The organism is Mycobacterium sp. OAS707 (assembly GCF_014873705.1).
In the GTDB taxonomy this organism is placed as follows: domain Bacteria; phylum Actinomycetota; class Actinomycetes; order Mycobacteriales; family Mycobacteriaceae; genus Mycobacterium.
The window spans coordinates 755970-773833 of record NZ_JADBDS010000001.1; the positions used below are offsets into that span (position 1 = coordinate 755970).

Sequence of the window (17864 nt, forward strand, 5' to 3'; positions counted from 1 at the left end):
ATGCCAACACTGCTGTGGTTTCGGCGCGATCTGCGGCTGCGTGACCTGCCTGCGCTGCTCGACGCCGCCGCCCAGGACGGCGAGGTGCTGGCCTGCTACGTGCTGGACCCTCGGCTGACGGCTTCGGCTGGATCGCGCCGGCTGCAGTATCTGTACGACGCGCTACGGGATCTGCGCGACTCCCTCGATGGGCGGCTGCTTGTCACGCGCGGTCGCCCGGAGAAGCGAATTCCCAAGCTAGCCAAGGATATTGGCGCCACATCCGTGCATGTGTCGGCGGAGTTTTCGCCGTTCGGCCGCCGACGCGACGACGCGGTTCGCGACGCGCTGGGTGACGTATCGCTCGAGGAGGCCGGGTCGCCGTATCTGGTTTCGCCAGGCCGGGTCGTCAAGAGCGACGGCACGCCCTACAAGGTGTTCACCCCGTTCTACGACGCTTGGCGGCGGCACGGCTGGCGTCCGCCCGCCGACTCGAGCGCGAGCTCAGCGCGCTGGATCGACCCGGCCGACGTGCCCGGCGGGGTGGACATCCCCGACGCCGGGGTGGAGCTGGAGCTGCCTGCCGGCGAGACGGCCGCCCGCAAGCAATGGGCGAAATTCGTTGACAGCGAACTGGACAATTACGCCGAGCAACGCAACCGGCCCGACCTCGACGCCACCAGCCGGATGTCGGCGCACCTGAAGTTCGGCGCGATCCATCCGCGCACCATGGCCGCCGATCTCAACGGCACCACGGGCGCCCAGGCTTATCTACGCGAACTGGCGTTCCGTGACTTCTATGCCGCGGTGCTTCACGAGTGGCCCGACAGTGCGTGGTGGAACTGGAACAAGTCGTTCGACGCGATCCAGGTCGACGATGACCGAGAGCTGTTCGAGGCGTGGAAAGCGGGCCGCACCGGTTTTCCGATCGTCGACGCCGGCATGCGCCAACTCGCGCAGACCGGCTTCATGCACAACCGGGTCCGGATGATCGTCGCGTCGTTTCTAGTCAAGGATCTGCACCTGCCCTGGCAGTGGGGCGCCCGGTGGTTCCTGGAGCAGTTGGTTGACGGCGATATCGCCAACAACCAACACGGTTGGCAGTGGGCCGCCGGCTGCGGCACCGACGCCGCGCCGTACTTCCGCGTGTTCAACCCCGCTACGCAGGGCAAGAAGTTCGATCCGGACGGTGCCTATGTTCGCCGTTGGGTGCCCGAGGTGGACCACGACGACTATCCCGAACCGATCGTCGACCATGCGGCAGAGCGGAAGGAAGCGCTGCGCCGCTACAGCCAGCTCACCTGACCAGAAAGCCCGCGTCGATGGGAAGCTGGATGCCGGTGATGTAGCGGCCCGACGGTCCGCAGAGGTAGAGCATGGCCTCACTGATGTCACTGGCCTCGATGAGGGGGACCGGCAGCAGGTTTTCGAATGCCGCGGCGTACTCGGGCTGCTCGGCCAGCAGCTGTTCGACTTGCGGGTTGACGATCATCCCGCTGTTCAACCCTGTCGGATGGACGGTGTTTACGCGAATGTTCTTCTCGGCGAGCATGTTTGCGTAACCGCGCATGATGCCGACAACACCATGCTTGGCGGCTAGATAGCCTGCCCCGCCGTGAGTCTTCTGGCTCAGCTTGACATGCATACCGGACAGCCCGGCAACGGAGCTGGTGATCACGATCGCTCCGCCATCGTCGTGGGCGAGCAGTGCGGGCAACGCCGCCTCGATCGTGTAATACACGCCGTTGAGCATCACGGCGATCGCGTCGTTGAAAGCCGAAATGTCCTGTGCCTGTTGGCCGACCATCGGCAGGATCCCGGCGTTGGCGAGAACGAAGTCCAGCCGACCGAGTTCGGCTACGCCGTTGGCGACCGCCGCCTTCAGCCGTTCGAAATCACGGACGTCGCCCTGTTCGGCGACGATGCGGCGACCCGTCTTCTCGACGAGGTTCACTGTTTCGTCGAGATCCTCCGGCGTGGCCATCTGATAAGCGACGCTGTCGATCTGGTCGCACAGGTCGAACGCGATGATGTCGGCGCCCGCTTCGGCGAACCGAACCGCATGCGAGCGGCCCTGCCCCCTGGCGGCGCCGGTGATGAACGCGACTTTCCCCTCCAACTGCAATGCCATCAGACTCCCCCTTCGGCGCGCAGACGACGCTACGCTCCGCCAGTCCGCGATGCCGGCAAACGGAAAAGGCGACGTCAACGGGTGTACTGCCGCGCGTAGTAGGCCTGTGCCAGAATGTCTGCAGACTCAGCCCGACCATGAGGAGTAGCCGTGGCCAACACCGAGGTGGAACGACACACCGGCAGGGAAGCTCCGGACGTCGAAGATGTGCCCTCCGCGGAGTGGGGTTGGTCTAAGGAGAACCACAAGGTGATCCACATCGGGGGGCTGCTGGCCGCCGGATTCATGCTGCTGATGCTGCGGGGCAATCACGTCGGCCACGTTGAGGACGGCTTCCTGATCGCGTTCGCGATCCTCATCCTGATCGCGGTGGCGCGTGACTGGTGGTTGCGCCGCCGGGGCTGGATTCGGTAGCGCCCTCAGACCGAGTACAGCGGGCGGAAGGCCCCCGAGCCGATCCGGAAGAGCGTCTCGTTCGATGTGGCGTGGTCGCCTGAGACGTCGGCGGCGACAAGCGCGTGCGATTTGAAGGCCCGCGCAGCCGAACTCACCCGATGGTGGATCGCATCAGTCTGGCGACCCAGCTCGGCCGGCCACGGCGAACCCCACACGGTGACTTCGGTGAGTCCGCGCTTGAGCACGTGGACAACCTCGTCGCGGACCAGCTGATCGGCAGCCAGCAGTTCGGCGCTGACGGCCAGTGCACCGACGCGCGATGAGCTGCGAACCATCGACAGGAAACCCTCGTTCGCGTCTCGTGCCGTCGCACCCAGAATCGTCAGCGGCCGGGGGTCGGCTCCGTCGGCGACCATCACATTGACATCCCAGCCGGCCCTCGCGCGGTCATACAGCCAACCGCCCGCCGACCGCACGACATCCTCCGCGCTGGCTGCGAGAACGTTGAGTTGGTACCGGAGCACCCTGCTTGCGGCCGCGCGATCGATACCCGCGGCGGTCTTGTCGTCGGCGATGACGGATCGGGTAGCCATGCCTAGAGCGTGACACTTCTGTCATGATCTGTAAAGGTTAGATTTTCCTGGCCAACCGCCGTCCGGCCAACCGGCTGGTCGAAAATCCTGGCTTGTGCCGAGCGGTCAGCCGGCCGCAGCAGCCAGCGGCATGGCCGCACCGATCCGTGTCAGGTCGGTGGATAGCCCTGCCGCGCTGCGTATTTCGATGAAGGCGTCGACCATTGCGTCGGTGGCCTCATGCGGGTCGTCGAGAGTGCGATCGTCGGTCAACACCGAGATCGCGAGCTGGTCGACATAGCTCCATACCGTGATGTTCATCCCGCTGCCCACGACCACCGGTCCAACGGAATAGATTTCACTGACCGTCGCGCCCTCGATGTTGCCGCGTTCCCGCGGACCGGGCACATTCGAGATGACCAGATTCATGACGCTGGCCGACTCGAGCCGGCGGGCCTGGCTACGGAACAGTCCCGGCGCGAGCGCAGGAGGAAGATAGGACAGCCACGCGGGCAGGACTGTCGGCCCCAGCAGTTGGTTGTTTTCCTTCGCGATGGCGGTCGCCACCGACGTCAACTCCACCCGCTTGAGCGGATCATCGATGTGCACCGGCAACGACGGCGTCATATATGTGAATTCGTTGCCCACCAACCGCTCCGGCGAAGGGTTGTAGCTCACCGGGACTCCGGCGATCAGTGGTGAATCGGCCGTGCCGTCGTAGCGCAGCAGCAGCTGACGAAGGGCTCCCGCCGCGGTCGCCAACACGATGTCATTGAGGGTGACGCCGAGATGCTTGCTCGTTTCCTTCACGTCTGCTAGCGCCAGCGGTGCCGTCGCGAACCGGCGGCCAGGGGACACGACATGGTTGATGAAGCACTGGGGCGGCGCGAAGTTGCGGGCGAGATCCGGATGCTGGCCGCGCTCCTTCGAGCGACTCCGGACCCGCGACACACCGCGGGCCGTTTCCCGCACCAGCCGAGGCAGTTTTCCGATCAGGCGCAGGTGATCGCGACCGGCCGCCTTCAGCAGGCTGCCGCTCGCCTGCGCCGACGAGGGAGGTGGCGTGACGGGCAGCGCTTCCGGCGGCGCCATCGCCTTGGCCATCTGGTTGGCCGAGGCCACCCCGTCGGCCAGCACATGGTGGACCTTGTGAATGATCGCGATGCGGTTGTCGGCCAGCCCCTCGGCGACATACATCTCCCACATGGGGCGGCTGCGATCCAGCGGCGCACTGGCGATCTCGCCGATCAGCTGATCGAGTTCGCGGCGTCCACCAGGAGCGGACACCCGCGCGCGGCGCAAGTGATAGTCGAGGTCGATGTCGTCGTTCTCCACCCACATCGGGTGATGCAGCTTCAGCGGTATGTCGACCAGTTGGTAGCGAAGCGCGGGCAACGTCATCAACCGCGGATAGGCGACTTCGCGGAACAGATCGAAGGTGAATCCGCCCTCGACGCCGGACACGTCGAGGATGCCGATCTTGAGCGTGTGCATATGAACCTCGGGCGTCTCGCTGTACAACATCAACGCGTCGACGCCATTGAGTCGCCTCATACCCCACCCCGTTCTCCCTTGCCCTATTGCACTCCCTACAGATGCCCGCCATGCGGCTTCGGCGAACATTCACCACGGCAGTGACACTGCACGCGCACTCTGTAAAGCTTTGGCAATGAGTCTCGTCGCCGGACGCGGTCCACTCAGTAAGGACCCCGCAGGCTGGTTCTCGCCTCCCCTACCCGGAGAGGTGGTCTTCGTCGAGCCGCACCCCCGCCGTGTGCAGGCCATCCGCAACGGGCAGACGGTGATCGACACCGAGCGGGCGTTGCTCGTGCATCGGTGCGATCACCCACTGAGCTACGCGTTCCCGGCCGACGACGTCGGCGACCTGCCCACCGAAGCCGAACCGCAGGCACCCGGGTACGTCCACGTGCCGTGGGACGCGGTCGACACCTGGCTCGAGGAAGGCCGCCAACTCGTCCATTACCCGCCCAACCCGTACCACCGCGTCGACTGCAGACCGACTCATCGCCAGTTGCGGGTCGACGTCGCAGGCGCCACCCTGGTCGACACCGCGGACACCGTGATCGTGTTCGAGACCGCGCTTGACCCTCGCCTCTATGTCGACCCTTCGCTCGTTCGCACCGACCTGTTGCGCCGCACGAACACAACGTCCTATTGCAACTACAAGGGCCACGCGACGTACTGGGCGGCGGTCGTTGACGACACCGTGGCCGACGACGTGGCGTGGAGCTACGAGGATCCCCCACCCGAATGTCTGCCCATCAAGGGATATTTGAGCTTCGACGCGGCCCGAGCCGAGGTAGTCGCCGAGCTTCCTGCTATGTGACGCCCATCACAGCAAGCTGCCTGACCTGGTACCCTACGGTTCCGTCACCGTAGGTTGCCGTGGTTACGGTTGCGTACGTTTTGCCTGGCCCGCCACACTTTTCGCAGTTTGCCAAGCGAAGGGAAAAGCGTTGGGCCACTACCTCACCAACCTCCGTGACATCGAGTTCAACTTGTTCGAGGTGCTGAACCTCGGCGGTGTTCTCGAGTCCGGGGGCTATGGCGATCTGGACGCCGACACGGTGCACACGATGCTCGACGAGGTCGCGCGGCTTGCAGAGGGACCGGTGGCCGAATCCTTCGCCTCGGCTGACCGCAAGCCGCCGGTCTTCGACCCTGAGCACCACACCATCAGCGTGCCAGGCGAATTGGCCAAGTCGGTGCAGGCAGTCAAGGACGCCGAGTGGTGGCGTATCGGTCTGCCCGAGGAGATCGGCGGGGTGCCCGCGCCCAGGGCATTGGTGTGGGCGGTCAACGAAATGCTGCTGTGCGCCAACCCGTCCGCCGCGTTTTGGTGGGCGCTGGGGCCCGCGATGGCGCTCGCGCTGTACGAAGAGGGCAACGACCAGCAAAAGCATTGGGCTGCAGTGGGTTTGGAGCGCGGCTGGGCGGCCACCATGGTGTTGACCGAGCCTGACGCGGGCTCCGACGTCGGCGCTGGGCGTGCCAAGGCAATTGCCCAACCCGACGGCACCTGGCACATCGAGGGCGTGAAGCGGTTCATCTCCGGTGGTGACGTCGGAGATACCGCTGAGAACATCTTCCATCTGGTGCTGGCCCGGCCGGAGGGGGCCGGCCCGGGGACCAAGGGCCTGAGCCTGTTCTATGTGCCGCAGTTCCTGTTCGACCCAGACACCTTCGAGCTCGGCCCACGCAATGGCGTCTTCGCAACAGGGCTGGAGCACAAGATGGGGTTGAAGTCCTCCCCCACATGCGAATTGACGTTCGGCGGCCATGGCATCCCTGCCGTCGGTTATCTGGTTGGCGACGTCCACAACGGCATCGCGCAGATGTTCACCGTCATCGAGAACGCCCGGATGACAATCGGTGTCAAAGCCGCGGGCACATTGTCGACGGGCTACCTCAACGCGCTGGCGTTCGCGAAGGAGCGCATCCAGGGTGCCGACCTCACTCAGATGACCGACAAGTCGGCGCCGCGAGTGACGATCATCCACCACCCGGATGTGCGCCGCAGCCTGATGACGCAGAAGGCGTACGCCGAGGGGTTGCGGGCACTGTATATGTACGCCGCCGCGCATCAGAATGATGATGTGGCTCAGCAGGTTTCGGGCGCGAGTGCCGAGATGGCGCACCGCGTCGACGACCTGTTGCTTCCGATTGTCAAGGGCGTGGGATCCGAACGCGCATATGAACTGCTCACCGAGTCGCTGCAGACGCTCGGGGGTTCCGGCTTCCTGCAGGACTACCCGATCGAGCAGTACATCCGCGACGCCAAGATCGACTCGCTGTACGAGGGCACCACCGCGATCCAGGCGCTGGACCTGTTCTTCCGCAAGATCGTTCGCGACCGCGGTGAGGCGCTGGCACATGTCGCGACGCAGATCAGCCAGACGATCGACAGTTCCGATGCAGCGTTGAAGACCCAGGCCGCCCAACTGCGCGCCGCGCTGGAGCACGTCCAGGCGATGACCGCAACGCTGACCGGCTACCTGATGGCCGCCGCCGAGCAGCCAACGGAGATCTACAAAGTCGGCCTCGCGTCGGTCCGGTACTTGCTCGCAGTCGGCGACCTGGTGATCGGGTGGCGCCTTCTGGTCCAGGCCAACATCGCACAAGCCGCGCTCGCTGCGGCCAAAGGCGACGAGGCGTTCTATCGGGGCAAGATCGCCACCGCGGTGTTCTTCGCCGCCAACATGCTGCCGAACCTGGCGGCGGTGCGCGAGATCGTCGAGAACCTCGACGACGACATCATGAGTCTGCCCGAGGCAGCGTTCTGACCTAAGCGTTGTGCCCAAACGGACAAACGGGCGTGTAAGTGCGAGTGGATATCGCCATTTCGTCGGTCTCGGCGACCATGCCAGGCGGCGCCGCACTGATCTGAAGCGTCGGCAAGTACCCTTTACCAATGAGTAGTCCGGCAAACGCCCCTGTGCGACAGTTCTCGACGCCAGTCACGGCAGCGCAGAGTCGCATCCTCGATGCCGCACTGGACCTCATCGCCATTCACGGCGTTACCGGAACTTCGTACCAGATGATTGCCGACGCGATTGGCATTACCAAGGCCGGGGTCTATCGCCAGTACAAAGCCAAGGACGACCTGGTGATCGCCCTGATCGAGAAGCAACTGGGCCAACTGGAAGATGCGTTGATCGTCGCCGAACTATCGGAGGGTCTTCCGCGTGCCCGATCCATGCTGCTGTCAACCGTTGTGGATGTTGCCGTCGCTGAGCGCCAGCGGGCCAGCACACTTCAGTTCGATCCCGTCGTAGCGCGGCTGCTGGCTGAACATCCACCGTTTCAACGATTTAACGAGCGGCTTTACTGCGTGCTTGTCGGCAACTCCAGCGAAGAGGGCCAACTGGTCGCCGCGATGCTTTCCGGTGCCGTCGCCGTTGCGGTGACGCATCCGTTGTCGACCCGCATGGACGACGACGCGCTGCGCGCGCTACTGCTGAAGCAGGCGCGTGCGTTCATCAATCTCGACGTCAGCTGATTCTGATGATCTTGACCGGCAGGTTGAGCACCAGCGAGCGGTTCCTGCCGCAATTGCCACTCACCCCGGTGGTCTCGTCTTCACCCAGCCACAAGTCTGAAATGCGCTGAGACATGCCCTCCTCGGTGGCCGGATAGAACTTGTACACCTGAAGACCAGGTGCGCTGGTCCCGTCCGGGCATGGAATCCAGTCCGGAACAAGGTGTTTGACGTACCACAGGTTGCCTGCACCGGTGTAGATATCTTCGGTCCATCCCAGACTGCTGGTGACCTTGCCCGAGCAGGTGATCGCCGACGAACACACCGTGTCGACGGTCCACGTGCTTCGTACTGTCGGTTCGTCCTGGTAGCGGTCATTCATCCTGGCCCACTCGCCGTTCGAGACCACCGAGAAGGTTCCGTTCATCGCGTACTCTTCGTACTCCGCGCCGGCACTAGGCGCGAGCAGCAGCGCGACCATAGTGAATATTGCTGCGGCAGAATGCACTCTGATCGGATTCATTGCGATCTCACATTCGGATGAGTGAGAAGTTATAGGTGGCCGTGCCTCCAGGTGCGCCGTAACAGCCGGCGTCGAACGTGGACACGATGGTTCCCGCCAAGGACGCCGCATCCCAGTTGTACACATCGTGTGACGGCAGGTTGTAACCGATACAACGCACGCCATCGATCACGTCGACTGTCAACGTGTAGCGACCATCGGCGTAAAACGCTGTGTTCTGGAATCTTTGGCTCTTCAAAGGCCGCGGAATGGCAAGCACGTTGAGGTTGTCGGTCGCGGGCGCGATCACGGGGTCCACGATGTACGTCCCGCATTCGGGATCGTTTCGACATGAGTGAGTGACCGACCACACCCATGAGTGATCATTCCATCGATCGTTGGCCACCTCGTAATTGCCGATCTTCATCCCCGCAGCCCCTGCGGTTGGCGCCAGCGCTATGGTGGCCGACGCCAGAACGACAGACCCCACTACCGGTGCGACTGCGTTGACCATTGTGACCACGGTTATCTCCCATCGCGCGCACCACACCTAGTGGGGCAGCATGTCCTTCCACGTCTTGTCGATCGGTGTATCGGCAGCCAGGTTCGTCACCTTGTACAACTGGCCATCGGATCCGACGTACTCCCCGGTGCGCGGATTGTATTGAGCCACAGCCACTGTGGGTTTTACATCGGGGTTCGCAGCCCCAAACCCGCTCGGTGCAACCGGTAGCGCGCTGCCGTCGGGTACTGGCGGGGCGTCCGGTGCGGGAGCCGGCGGTGGTGGTGCCACGTCGGCGATCGGCGCCTCCAGCGGCGAATTCGTGACAGGGACTGGCTGCCCGGCGTCGGGAGGGGTACCGGACGGAACAGCACCCGGCGGCAACGGCGTTCCCTCAACCGGAGCGTGGATATTGTCGTTGAACGTCGTTCGGTCGTCGATCGGGATGCCCTGCGCGACCAGGCTCGGGTCGATCGGGTACGGCCCGGTCGCATGCTCACGCATGGCGAGCGGCACGAAAGGCTTGTCGCTGTTGCAGATCTGAACCGTCGGCGCTCGCTTGCCGGGGTGCCGGATACACGGAAAGTTTCGTACCCCTCGCACCGAGATCGGCGAATCCTGCGGCAATTTGCAGTAGAGCCCGTCGGGCGTGTCGATGTCGGACTCGTCGGCGGGCGACCGCCACGACGACGGCGGAAGAAACCCCACCGTGCATGCCGGCGGATCGCTGACGGTAGAGGCGAAATCCCCGCGCGCTTGTCCCGTGGAATCGCTGGTGACGGTGTATGACTGCTGCTGGGCGATGTAGGGCGGCAACAACACCATGAGCTGTTCCAACGATGCGTTGTACGTCATGAGGATTTCGCCAACGGTGCCGAAGTTCGCCAGGAGTATCGGCAGCGTCGGCTTGAGCTGGCTCAGCAGGCCGGAAGTCTGGTCGGCGAAGCCCGGGAAGCGTTGCAGCACAGCGCGAAGCTGTGGGTCGTTGGCCCTGACCTGGCCCGTGAACCCGGCCAAGCTGCGTGCCCACGTGCGGATGGGGTCCGCGGTCGCGGCCTGGCCTTCGAGCAGTGGTCGAGCGTCGTCGGCCAGCGTTCGAGTCTGATCGGCCGCACCCTTCAGCTGCGCGCTCAACGTTGCGCCCGAATCCAACAGCGATCCGAAATCGTATCCCGCGCCGTTGAATCCCTTGTACGTCTCGTCGAGAAGTGCGCTCAACCTGTCCTTCGGGAAGGTTTCCACCAGCTTGCTGACACGGTCGAGCACGGGTCCCACCGGCGTGGGTATTTCGGCCTGCGCAGCGGTGATGATCGAGCCGTCGTGGAGATAGGGCCCCGAGTCGCCACGTGGCTTGAGCTCGACGTACTGTTCGCCGATCGCAGAGACACTCGCGACCTCGGCCTGCAGATCCGCGGGAATCTTCGGCGAGGACGCCAGCGACAGCGTCGCCTCTGCGCCCGTGCGGGTCGATCGCACCTCGGTGACCTTGCCGATCTGCACTCCGCGGTAGGTCACGTTGCTGAACCGGTAGAGGCCGCCGGACGTCGGCAACTGCAGGGTTACTTCGTACCTGCCGATTCCGAGCAGCGTCGGCACCTGGACATAGCTGATCGCCATGACCACTATGCCGATGATGCCCACGGTGGTGAATATCGCAAGTTGGGTTTTGACGAAGCGTGTCAGCATCAGTTGCCTCCACCCGTCTGTGCGTACGGCCCGGCGAAAATCGGTCCGCCGCGGATCGCTGCGGGATCGATTGTCGTGGTGTCCAGACCGTCTTGTTGCGGTACCACCGGCAACACCGGACCGGTGATCGGTGGCGGCGCCTGTGGCGTCTGAGCTTGAGCGGCAAGCGAACCCGGGCCTGGCAGGCTTGCAGCCGCACCGGGCGGGTCGGCCTGCAATCCCGCGGTCGGCGGTGTCCCTGGCAGCGCTGACAACGGCCCGCCGGGAGGCGGCGGATCGATGGGCAGGCCCACCGGGTCATAGGTGTAGCGCTGGAAATACGGTTCGCCCGGCAGCGGCACCAGGTCGCGGCCCTCCTGGCCACCTCGGGTACCAAGGAAGATCGACTTTCGCAGCCGAGGCCCGGAAAGATCAACGGTGGCAAAAAGATTGATGTAGTCGCCGCGGACCGCTCTGTCGATGAGGTTCTGCCCGTACGGAAACACGGTCGCGTACGCGAGGCTCGCGTCCAGGTCGGGCCCGACATCGGCCAGCGCCTGAATGGTCGGCTGCAGATTCTGCAGGTTCTTGACCAGGTCGGCCTGGGTGTCGTTGACGAGCCGGTTGGCTGTTCGACTGAATTCGCCGAGCTTGGTGAGCGCAGTGGTCAGCTGCGGTCGCCTTCGGTCAAGGACTTCAAGTGCGCGTGGGATCCGCTGCAACGCCTGATCGATCACGTCACGTCTACCCGCGAAGTTCGACGCGATCGTGTTCATCGCTTCGAGCGTGCCGACCAGGCTCTGCCGCTGTTGATCGAGTGTGCCGACGAACGCGTCGAGTTGGGTGAGCAGATCGCGGAAATCGGCTTCCCGACCCGACAGCGCCCGGTTGAAGGTGTGCACGATCTCGCCGATCTGGCCCAATCCCCCGGCATTGACCACCACCGAAAGCGACGACAGGGTCTCCTCGGTCGTCGGATAAGTCGACGACTCGTTGAGTCCGATCGTGGCCCCCGGCGCCAGCCTGCCTTGCGGCTGCTGTCCCAACGGGGTGTTCAGCGCGAGATGCATTGAGCCAAGCAGACTGGTCTGCCCAACACTGGCAACGACATTGGCGGGGATGACGACGTCAGGCCGAACCGAGATGTCGACATTGGCGTGCCAATCTTGGGCGTCCATCTTGCCGACACTGCCCACCACGACGTCGTTCATCATCACTGGCGAATTCGACTCGAGCGTGGCCACATTGGCTATCTGCACGTGGTAGACCGCCGCGCCAGGCCCACGACCGACCGCGCCGGGCAACGGCAGCGAGTTGACGCCTTGAAACGCGCAACCCGTCGCACTGATCACCACGCACATGCCGACGGCAAGAATTCGATACACGGCCCGTCCACTCATTGGGATCCACCTTCTGCGGGCAGCAGCATCCCAGGAAGACCCGGTGTGCCCTGTTCGGTCGGCGCGGCTGCGTCTGGAGCGGGCGGACCGATGCGCGGTGGCCCAGACGGTACTGGCGCACCGGGATACAAGGCGGGGAACGGAGATACCGGTTGGCGATCGTTGACCGGCAGCGGCACGTCGGGCGGCCCCATCCCGGGCGGCGGCGGCACATCGTCAGCGCCCGTGTATGCCGAAACCGCCGGCGGTATTTCAGGTGCGGACGGTGCGCCGCCTTCGCCGCCGGGCGCGAGCCTGGGGTCGGCGTAGACGATGTTTTCGGGGCTGGCCGATTTGGCCAGGTACGGATTGATCGGTACCGGAATGTAATTGAGGTTGAGCAACCGCAGCGCTGGACCCAGGTATTGCGCGCAGAGCTTCGCCGTCTCGGCCGCGGTGGTGTTCTGCGTCGCGCCGATCATGCCGCAGACGAACTGCATCGGGCTGGCGAGGTTGGGAATCGTGAACCCGCCTCGGACGGCCCCGGTGTCCGGGTCAAAGATGTTGTAGGCGTTGGCGAAGGCGTTCGGTGTCACGTGCAGCACCTGTTCGAAGTCGTCCCTCTTGTCGGCCAGGACCTGGGAAACTTGCGCTAGATCCTGGACCTGTTTGACCGTCTGGTTGCGGGTGCCTGCGACGAACCGTTTCACCTCATCGACCGCGACGGAAAGGTTGGTCAGGGCGCCGTCGAGGTCGGACTTGCTTCCGTCGAGCACACTGGACAACGTCGCGAGTCGATCATTGAGCGACACGATCTGCTCATTGCTGTCGCGGAGGGCCGTGACGAAGACCTGAAGGTTCTTGATGATCCCGACGAAGTCGCCGCTGCCCTCGGCCAGAATGCGGCTGACCCCGGCCAGTTGCGCCAACGTCTGGCGCAGCTTGTCGCCATTGCCGTCGAGGGCATTGGCGGCGCTGTCGATGAACCTCCCGACGGAACTGGTGGACATGTCACCGGTCGGTCCGAGATCTGTTGCCAGACGTTCGAGTTGCCGTTTGACCTCGTTCCACTCGACCGGCACCGCAGTCCGATCCTGTGGGATGACGGCACCGTCGGTCATCTTCGGCCCCCCGACCGCAGATTCATACGGCGGCGTCAACTGAACGTAACGAGCGGCGACCAAGTTCTGGGCAACCACCACTGCCTTCGCATCGGCACGCACTGGGACCCCGTGATCAATCTTGAGCACCATCTTGGCCCGCGTGCCCTGCGGCTCAATGGAATCGATGGTGCCGACCTTCACACCGGCCACCTTCACGTCGTCACCCGGATAGACGGCCGTGGCCGCGGAGAAGTAGGCGACGATCGTGGTAGGCGCGAACAGCGTTGCACGCAGCGCCAATATGCCGCCGACGAGCGCAACCGTCAGCATCACCGCCACCGCAGATAGCACCCACCTTCGAGACCGGCCGGTCATCGCGATCCTCCTGGAATCGCGTTGTACGGCAACGGCAATTCCGCACGCGGGCCCGCAGTGGCCGGCGGCTGCCCAGCACCGAAAGCGCCCCTGCGGAAACCGAAGGCGTAGTCCAGGAAGGGCTGCAATATCTGCATCGGGTTGAAGTTCGGCACATACGCGGTGTAGTACGCCCCGCTGGAAACCGCTTCACTGAGGGTGGTTTGGTACTTGGCCGCCCCCGGGATTGCCTTGGCGAGGTTGTCACGGTTGCGCACCAGGACGTCGTTCACCTGGTTGAGCCGGTCAAGGGTAGGGGCCAACTCCGCCTCGTTGTCCTTGACGAGGCCAACCAGTTGCTTGGAGACGACAGAGGTATTGGCTAGGAGATCGACGATCGCTTGGCGCCGTTCGACGAGCACCGCCATCAGATCGTTGGCGTTGAGAATCAGGCTGTTCACTTGCTGGCTTCGTTCCGACAGAATTCCCGTCACGTCAGAGGCCGACCGCAGGACATCGCTGAGGGTGCCGTCACGACTGTTCAAAGCCTGCGACAGTCGGGACAGTCCGTCGAACGTCGGACCCAATTGGGGCGCAATGTCGTTGAGGGTCTGCGTGAGGGTGTCCAGAGCCTGATTGAGCTGCTGCGTATCGGTGCCCGCAGTATTCGCCGTGAGTTCGTTGACGGCATCGCTCAATGAGTACGGTGACGACGTCCGCGTGGCCGGAATCGGCTCGTTGCGCTCCCACATGCCGCTTCCGGTCGATTTCAGCGTCAGCACCCGCTCTCCGAGCAGCGTTCCGGTCTTGATGTGTGCCGATGTTTCGGACTTCAGCGGGTGCTCACTGGTGACCGTGAACCGGACGAGCGCCTTCCCGTCGTCGAGTACGACATCGGTTACCGCGCCGACTTTGATGCCTGCCAACGTGACGTCATTGCCGACGGCGATGCCGCCGGCCTCGGTGAAAAGCGCCTGATATTGCAACGACGTCGCGTACGCGAGTAGTCGTTCGGGTTGCAGGCCGACTGCGATGATCAGGATCGCCAGCACCACGCCGATGAAGCCGGCCCGGGCGAGACGTCCTCCTCGGTACTTCAGCATCAGGGCTCAGCGCACCTTCCGTTTTCCTGCTTGACGAAGGGGAACAGCGAGGCTCTGCCCTGCAGATCCGTCACGCGGATCGTGAGTTCGCAGATGTAGTACTGGACGAATGCTCCATAGGTCCCGATCCGGGCGAGTTTGCGGTAGTTGCCCGGCGCCCGCTGTAGCGCACCGTCGAGGTAGCCTTTACCGCTTTCCAGGTTGGGCGCCAACCGATTCAGTTGATCCACCGTGCCCGCGAGCGGGGGCCTGGCCTGGGTGAGCAGATCGGCAATCGAAGCGGTTCCGCTGTCGAGCGATTCGATCGCGGTGGCGATCGGGTCGCGGTCCTGCGACAGGCCGCCGATGAGTTTCTCGAGGCGGTCAATCGCGGTGGCGAACTGGTCACCGTCCTTCGAGATGGTGCCGAGCATGGTGTTCAGGTTGCCGATCAATTCCTCGACGGTCTGGTTGTGGTCGGCCAATGTGTTGGTGAACGACGAGGTTTTGGTCAACAGGGAGTTGATGGTTCCGCCCTCGCCCTGGAACACCTGCACCAGTGAGGACGTGAGCGCGTTGACGTCCTGCGGGTTGAGCCCCTTGATGACCGGTTTGAGCCCGCTGAGAAGGAGGTCCAAATCGAGTGCGGGCTGGGTTCTTTCGACGGGAATCTCACTACCTGGCGGCACCAGCCGTGTCGAGCCAGGACTGTCGATCAGGTCCAGGTAGCGATCGCCGGTCAGGTTCAGATAGCGGATCGCGGCCCTCGTGCCTGCGGTCAGTTTTACGTTGCGGTTGGCGTCGAACTGAACTCGCACTTCGTCGTCGGAATGCAGCGAGACCGCCGTCACCGTTCCCACGCGAATCCCCGCAACGCGGACGGTGTCACCCTCCTGCAATCGCGAGGCGTCGGTGAAGATCGCCGAGTAGCCGTTGGTGGATCCTGTCCGGTATTGCCCAAAGGTGAAGAACAGGAACACCGTAAGCAGCGACATGATCGTCGCGAAGGTGCCGAACTTGACTATGACCTTCCATGAGCCTGTCATCCCGGCATGCCGATCTGCGCGCTGTTTCTCGGCGGCCCCTGGATCGGCCCGAACAGCGCCTGCTTGAGTGCATCGGCGTTGAGCAGGATCCCTTGGTTTCCGTATCGCCACGGGTTGGCGCCGACGTCGGCGACCAAGAACGGGGGCCGTTTGCCGTTGGGCACGATGGGCAGCATCTGGTCATGGCAGGACGACCCGCTCTTGGCAGCGACCTTGGGCAGATCCTCTGGGTAGTGGTATCGGTCGACGCCGAGCGTGAAGTTGGCCGAGACGTCGACACCAGGCTTCTCCGGCGGCGGCGCGTGGACAAATGCGTTGAGGCCCTCGATTCCACACCGAAGGTTGTCGTTGTACTGATCGAGGACCGTGGTGGTGGGGACCAACATATGCAGAACATCGGTCAGCGCTTGGCGATTCGTGCCAACGACGTCGTTCCCGGCGTCCGCAAGTCCGACGGCGCTGACCAACAACTGATCAAGGCTCTGCTCCTGATCCACCAAGGTGTTTCCCACCCGGGTGCTGTTGTCCAGGATGTCGACGAGGTCGGGGGCGGCGTCGGCATAGGCGTCCAGTGCCACGGGCGCCGCCGCGAGATCGGCATCGATGTTCTCCAAACTCGGATTCACGGTCTTGAGAAACTGGTCGAAGTCGGTCACTGTCTGGCCGAGTTTGTCAGCGCGCCCATTCAGTGCCCCTGACATCGCGGCGAGCGTCTCGTTGAGCTTGACCGGGTCGATCGCGTGCAGCACCGAGTTGAGTTGTTGGAAAAGGGTATTCGTCTCAACCATGACATGCTGGGCATCCAGCTGTTGGCCTTCTTGGATCGCGTTCGACGAGGGAACGGCGGGCGCAAGCAGGTCGACCGACTTGGCGCCGAACACCGTGGGGGACATGATGTCAACGGTCACGTTGGCCGGAATGTTCTGCAGTTGCGATGAGTCCATCGCCAGGTGCAGCACGGCCCTGCCGTCGGGTCGGGCCTCGATTCGCTCCACTTGACCGACCTGTACCCCGTGCCACTTGACCTTGGCGTCGGGGTTCATCACAAGTCCAGCCCGCTCTGAGACAACGGTGATGGGCACTGTCTGACTGAAGCCACCTTGGAACAGATAAACAGCGAGACCGAGTGTCGCCAGCAACGAGACGACCAACGCCAAGCCGGCGAGGGGCCGCGCAAAAGAATTCGGTGCCGAATGTTCGTCCCCCGCCGCAGACGCCGACTGTGCTGTTAGACCTGCCCCCGGCCGATGGCTCAAGGGGCGACTCCTGCGGGGATATGAATTGGCCGGCCGGGCATGAGCTGTTCCATGTCGACTCCCTCGCACCAGGTCTAGTTGACGATCGGCAACTGTTTGAGTGACGATCGGCAACCGTACAGTAGCCGAGCGTAAACACCGGCACAAGAGGATCCGTAGCGTGCGGCTACCGCACTAAGCCGAGTCGGGCAGCGCCAGTTCGGCGATGTCCGGAAGCGGACGAGTGCAAACATCGTGCGCCTCGTCTGCGGGAAGTCCGAACAGCCGCAACACATCTTCGGTCACGCGATCGGCGGCAGCCGCGTCGTCACGTTCTGGCTCGTCCTGCAGCAGCTTGCCGAGTCCAAGCAGGGCACCGCCCGCGACGGCCAATGCCAGTTTCGGATCGTCGACCGTGAACCGGCCGGCGACGGTGGCCTCGGTGATGTCGCGTAGCGCGCGGGGGCCGAGGCCGCGCTCCGATCCCATCAGATTGAGCCCGCTCACAAGCAGGATCCGGCTCTCCTGCGGGCGGCGCCGAAAGAGTCGGCCAGTCAGCCGGAAGCTGCATGCGAAGGTTTCGGCAGGGTCGTCGATCGAGGCCGTCAGCTGGTCGAGCAGCGCGCCGTGGGTGTCGAGCACATCGGCAACGGCCGCCTCGAACAGTTCTTCCTTGCTGTCGAAATGGTTGTAGAACGACCCCATCCCGACGTCGGCGGCCTGGGTGATCTCGAGCACCGGCACGTTGAGCTTGCCCGCGGCGATCAGCGCCTGTGCCGCCTGGATCAGTGCCGAGCGGGTGCGTTGTTTGCGCCGCTCGAGCCGATTGACCGGCCCCTCCAGCTGTTCGCTCACAAACGCAGGATAGCAGACTCAGTCAGTTTTGAGGATTTCGTCAGCAACGCTTGACTGATCATTG

Annotated in this window: 17 protein-coding genes; 5 read left to right on the forward strand and 12 right to left on the reverse strand. The window is 63.9% G+C overall.

The features are described from left to right. Complete coding sequence (locus GGC64_RS03710; protein WP_192721091.1) at positions 1-1284, forward strand: deoxyribodipyrimidine photo-lyase; 1284 nt, start codon at positions 1-3, stop codon at positions 1282-1284. Here the strand turns inward: GGC64_RS03710 and GGC64_RS03715 are convergent. Further along, on the reverse strand, positions 1277-2110 hold the full coding sequence (locus tag GGC64_RS03715; protein ID WP_304611072.1) for a mycofactocin-coupled SDR family oxidoreductase: 834 nt from the start codon (positions 2108-2110) through the stop codon (positions 1277-1279). The two genes, GGC64_RS03710 and GGC64_RS03715, sit on opposite strands and share 8 nt — an antisense overlap. A gap of 150 nt (positions 2111-2260) precedes the next feature. Between GGC64_RS03715 and GGC64_RS03720 the strand changes: the two genes are divergently transcribed. Then, complete coding sequence (locus GGC64_RS03720) at positions 2261-2524, forward strand: DUF2631 domain-containing protein (protein WP_192721092.1); 264 nt, start codon at positions 2261-2263, stop codon at positions 2522-2524. A gap of 5 nt (positions 2525-2529) precedes the next feature. Here GGC64_RS03720 and GGC64_RS03725 read toward each other — a convergent pair whose 3' ends face one another. After that, positions 2530-3099: a hypothetical protein gene (locus GGC64_RS03725; protein ID WP_192721093.1), complete on the reverse strand. Its 570-nt coding sequence runs from the start codon at positions 3097-3099 to the stop codon at positions 2530-2532. Positions 3100-3204: 105 nt separating this feature from the next. Further along, positions 3205-4632 carry a wax ester/triacylglycerol synthase family O-acyltransferase gene (locus tag GGC64_RS03730; RefSeq protein WP_192721094.1) on the reverse strand — a complete coding sequence of 476 codons (1428 nt, stop codon included), beginning with the start codon at positions 4630-4632 and terminating at the stop codon, positions 3205-3207. A 115-nt stretch (positions 4633-4747) separates the two neighbouring features. Here GGC64_RS03730 and GGC64_RS03735 point away from each other — a divergent pair, with 115 nt between their 5' ends. The 3 genes from GGC64_RS03735 (at position 4748) to GGC64_RS03745 (ending at position 8098) form a co-directional block, all read left to right on the forward strand. Beyond that, on the forward strand, positions 4748-5425 hold the full coding sequence (locus tag GGC64_RS03735) for a DUF427 domain-containing protein (protein WP_192721095.1): 678 nt from the start codon (positions 4748-4750) through the stop codon (positions 5423-5425). Between the two features lie 130 nt (positions 5426-5555). Then, entirely contained in the window at positions 5556-7382 is a 1827-nt protein-coding gene (locus GGC64_RS03740) for an acyl-CoA dehydrogenase (protein WP_192721096.1), read from the forward strand. 128 nt (positions 7383-7510) lie between these two features. Further along, complete coding sequence (locus GGC64_RS03745; protein ID WP_192721097.1) at positions 7511-8098, forward strand: TetR/AcrR family transcriptional regulator; 588 nt, start codon at positions 7511-7513, stop codon at positions 8096-8098. Here GGC64_RS03745 and GGC64_RS03750 read toward each other — a convergent pair. From GGC64_RS03750 to GGC64_RS03790, 9 genes are all read right to left on the reverse strand, one after another. Next, positions 8091-8558, reverse strand: a complete 468-nt coding sequence (locus GGC64_RS03750; protein ID WP_225951152.1) for a hypothetical protein — start codon at positions 8556-8558, stop codon at positions 8091-8093. The two genes, GGC64_RS03745 and GGC64_RS03750, sit on opposite strands and share 8 nt — an antisense overlap. Before the next feature lie 49 nt (positions 8559-8607). After that, positions 8608-9093 (reverse strand): hypothetical protein, encoded by a 486-nt coding sequence (locus tag GGC64_RS03755; RefSeq protein ID WP_225951153.1) that lies wholly within the window; start codon positions 9091-9093, stop codon positions 8608-8610. A gap of 36 nt (positions 9094-9129) precedes the next feature. Further along, positions 9130-10767: an MCE family protein gene (locus tag GGC64_RS03760; RefSeq protein ID WP_192721099.1), complete on the reverse strand. Its 1638-nt coding sequence runs from the start codon at positions 10765-10767 to the stop codon at positions 9130-9132. Next, positions 10767-12146 (reverse strand): MCE family protein, encoded by a 1380-nt coding sequence (locus GGC64_RS03765; protein WP_192721100.1) that lies wholly within the window; start codon positions 12144-12146, stop codon positions 10767-10769. Before GGC64_RS03765 ends, GGC64_RS03760 begins: the two co-directional genes overlap by 1 nt. Then, positions 12143-13603 carry an MCE family protein gene (locus tag GGC64_RS03770; protein WP_192721101.1) on the reverse strand — a complete coding sequence of 487 codons (1461 nt, stop codon included), beginning with the start codon at positions 13601-13603 and terminating at the stop codon, positions 12143-12145. Before GGC64_RS03770 ends, GGC64_RS03765 begins: the two co-directional genes overlap by 4 nt. Then, a complete protein-coding gene (locus GGC64_RS03775; protein WP_192721102.1) occupies positions 13600-14685 on the reverse strand; it encodes an MCE family protein in 1086 nt (361 codons plus the stop codon). Before GGC64_RS03775 ends, GGC64_RS03770 begins: the two co-directional genes overlap by 4 nt. After that, complete coding sequence (locus GGC64_RS03780; RefSeq protein WP_192721103.1) at positions 14685-15710, reverse strand: MCE family protein; 1026 nt, start codon at positions 15708-15710, stop codon at positions 14685-14687. Before GGC64_RS03780 ends, GGC64_RS03775 begins: the two co-directional genes overlap by 1 nt. After that, positions 15707-16966, reverse strand: coding sequence for an MCE family protein (locus tag GGC64_RS03785; protein ID WP_192721104.1), 1260 nt, complete (start codon positions 16964-16966; stop codon positions 15707-15709). Before GGC64_RS03785 ends, GGC64_RS03780 begins: the two co-directional genes overlap by 4 nt. A 174-nt stretch (positions 16967-17140) precedes the next feature. Then, positions 17141-17800 carry a TetR/AcrR family transcriptional regulator gene (locus GGC64_RS03790; protein WP_192721105.1) on the reverse strand — a complete coding sequence of 220 codons (660 nt, stop codon included), beginning with the start codon at positions 17798-17800 and terminating at the stop codon, positions 17141-17143. Between the last annotated feature and the right edge of the window lie 64 nt (positions 17801-17864).

Bases quoted from the DNA above. Each gene is read 5' to 3' on its own strand.
- GGC64_RS03710 (WP_192721091.1), top strand. From the start codon at position 1: ATGCCAACACTGCTGTGGTTTCGGCGCGATCTGCGGCTGCGTGACCTG.
- GGC64_RS03715 (WP_304611072.1), bottom strand. From the start codon at position 2,110: ATGGCATTGCAGTTGGAGGGGAAAGTCGCGTTCATCACCGGCGCCGCC.
- GGC64_RS03725 (WP_192721093.1), bottom strand. From the start codon at position 3,099: ATGGCTACCCGATCCGTCATCGCCGACGACAAGACCGCCGCGGGTATC.
- GGC64_RS03730 (WP_192721094.1), bottom strand. From the start codon at position 4,632: ATGAGGCGACTCAATGGCGTCGACGCGTTGATGTTGTACAGCGAGACG.
- GGC64_RS03735 (WP_192721095.1), top strand. From the start codon at position 4,748: ATGAGTCTCGTCGCCGGACGCGGTCCACTCAGTAAGGACCCCGCAGGC.
- GGC64_RS03745 (WP_192721097.1), top strand. From the start codon at position 7,511: ATGAGTAGTCCGGCAAACGCCCCTGTGCGACAGTTCTCGACGCCAGTC.
- GGC64_RS03750 (WP_225951152.1), bottom strand. From the start codon at position 8,558: ATGGTCGCGCTGCTGCTCGCGCCTAGTGCCGGCGCGGAGTACGAAGAG.
- GGC64_RS03755 (WP_225951153.1), bottom strand. From the start codon at position 9,093: ATGGTCAACGCAGTCGCACCGGTAGTGGGGTCTGTCGTTCTGGCGTCG.
- GGC64_RS03760 (WP_192721099.1), bottom strand. From the start codon at position 10,767: ATGCTGACACGCTTCGTCAAAACCCAACTTGCGATATTCACCACCGTG.
- GGC64_RS03765 (WP_192721100.1), bottom strand. From the start codon at position 12,146: ATGAGTGGACGGGCCGTGTATCGAATTCTTGCCGTCGGCATGTGCGTG.
- GGC64_RS03770 (WP_192721101.1), bottom strand. From the start codon at position 13,603: ATGACCGGCCGGTCTCGAAGGTGGGTGCTATCTGCGGTGGCGGTGATG.
- GGC64_RS03775 (WP_192721102.1), bottom strand. From the start codon at position 14,685: ATGCTGAAGTACCGAGGAGGACGTCTCGCCCGGGCCGGCTTCATCGGC.
- GGC64_RS03780 (WP_192721103.1), bottom strand. From the start codon at position 15,710: ATGACAGGCTCATGGAAGGTCATAGTCAAGTTCGGCACCTTCGCGACG.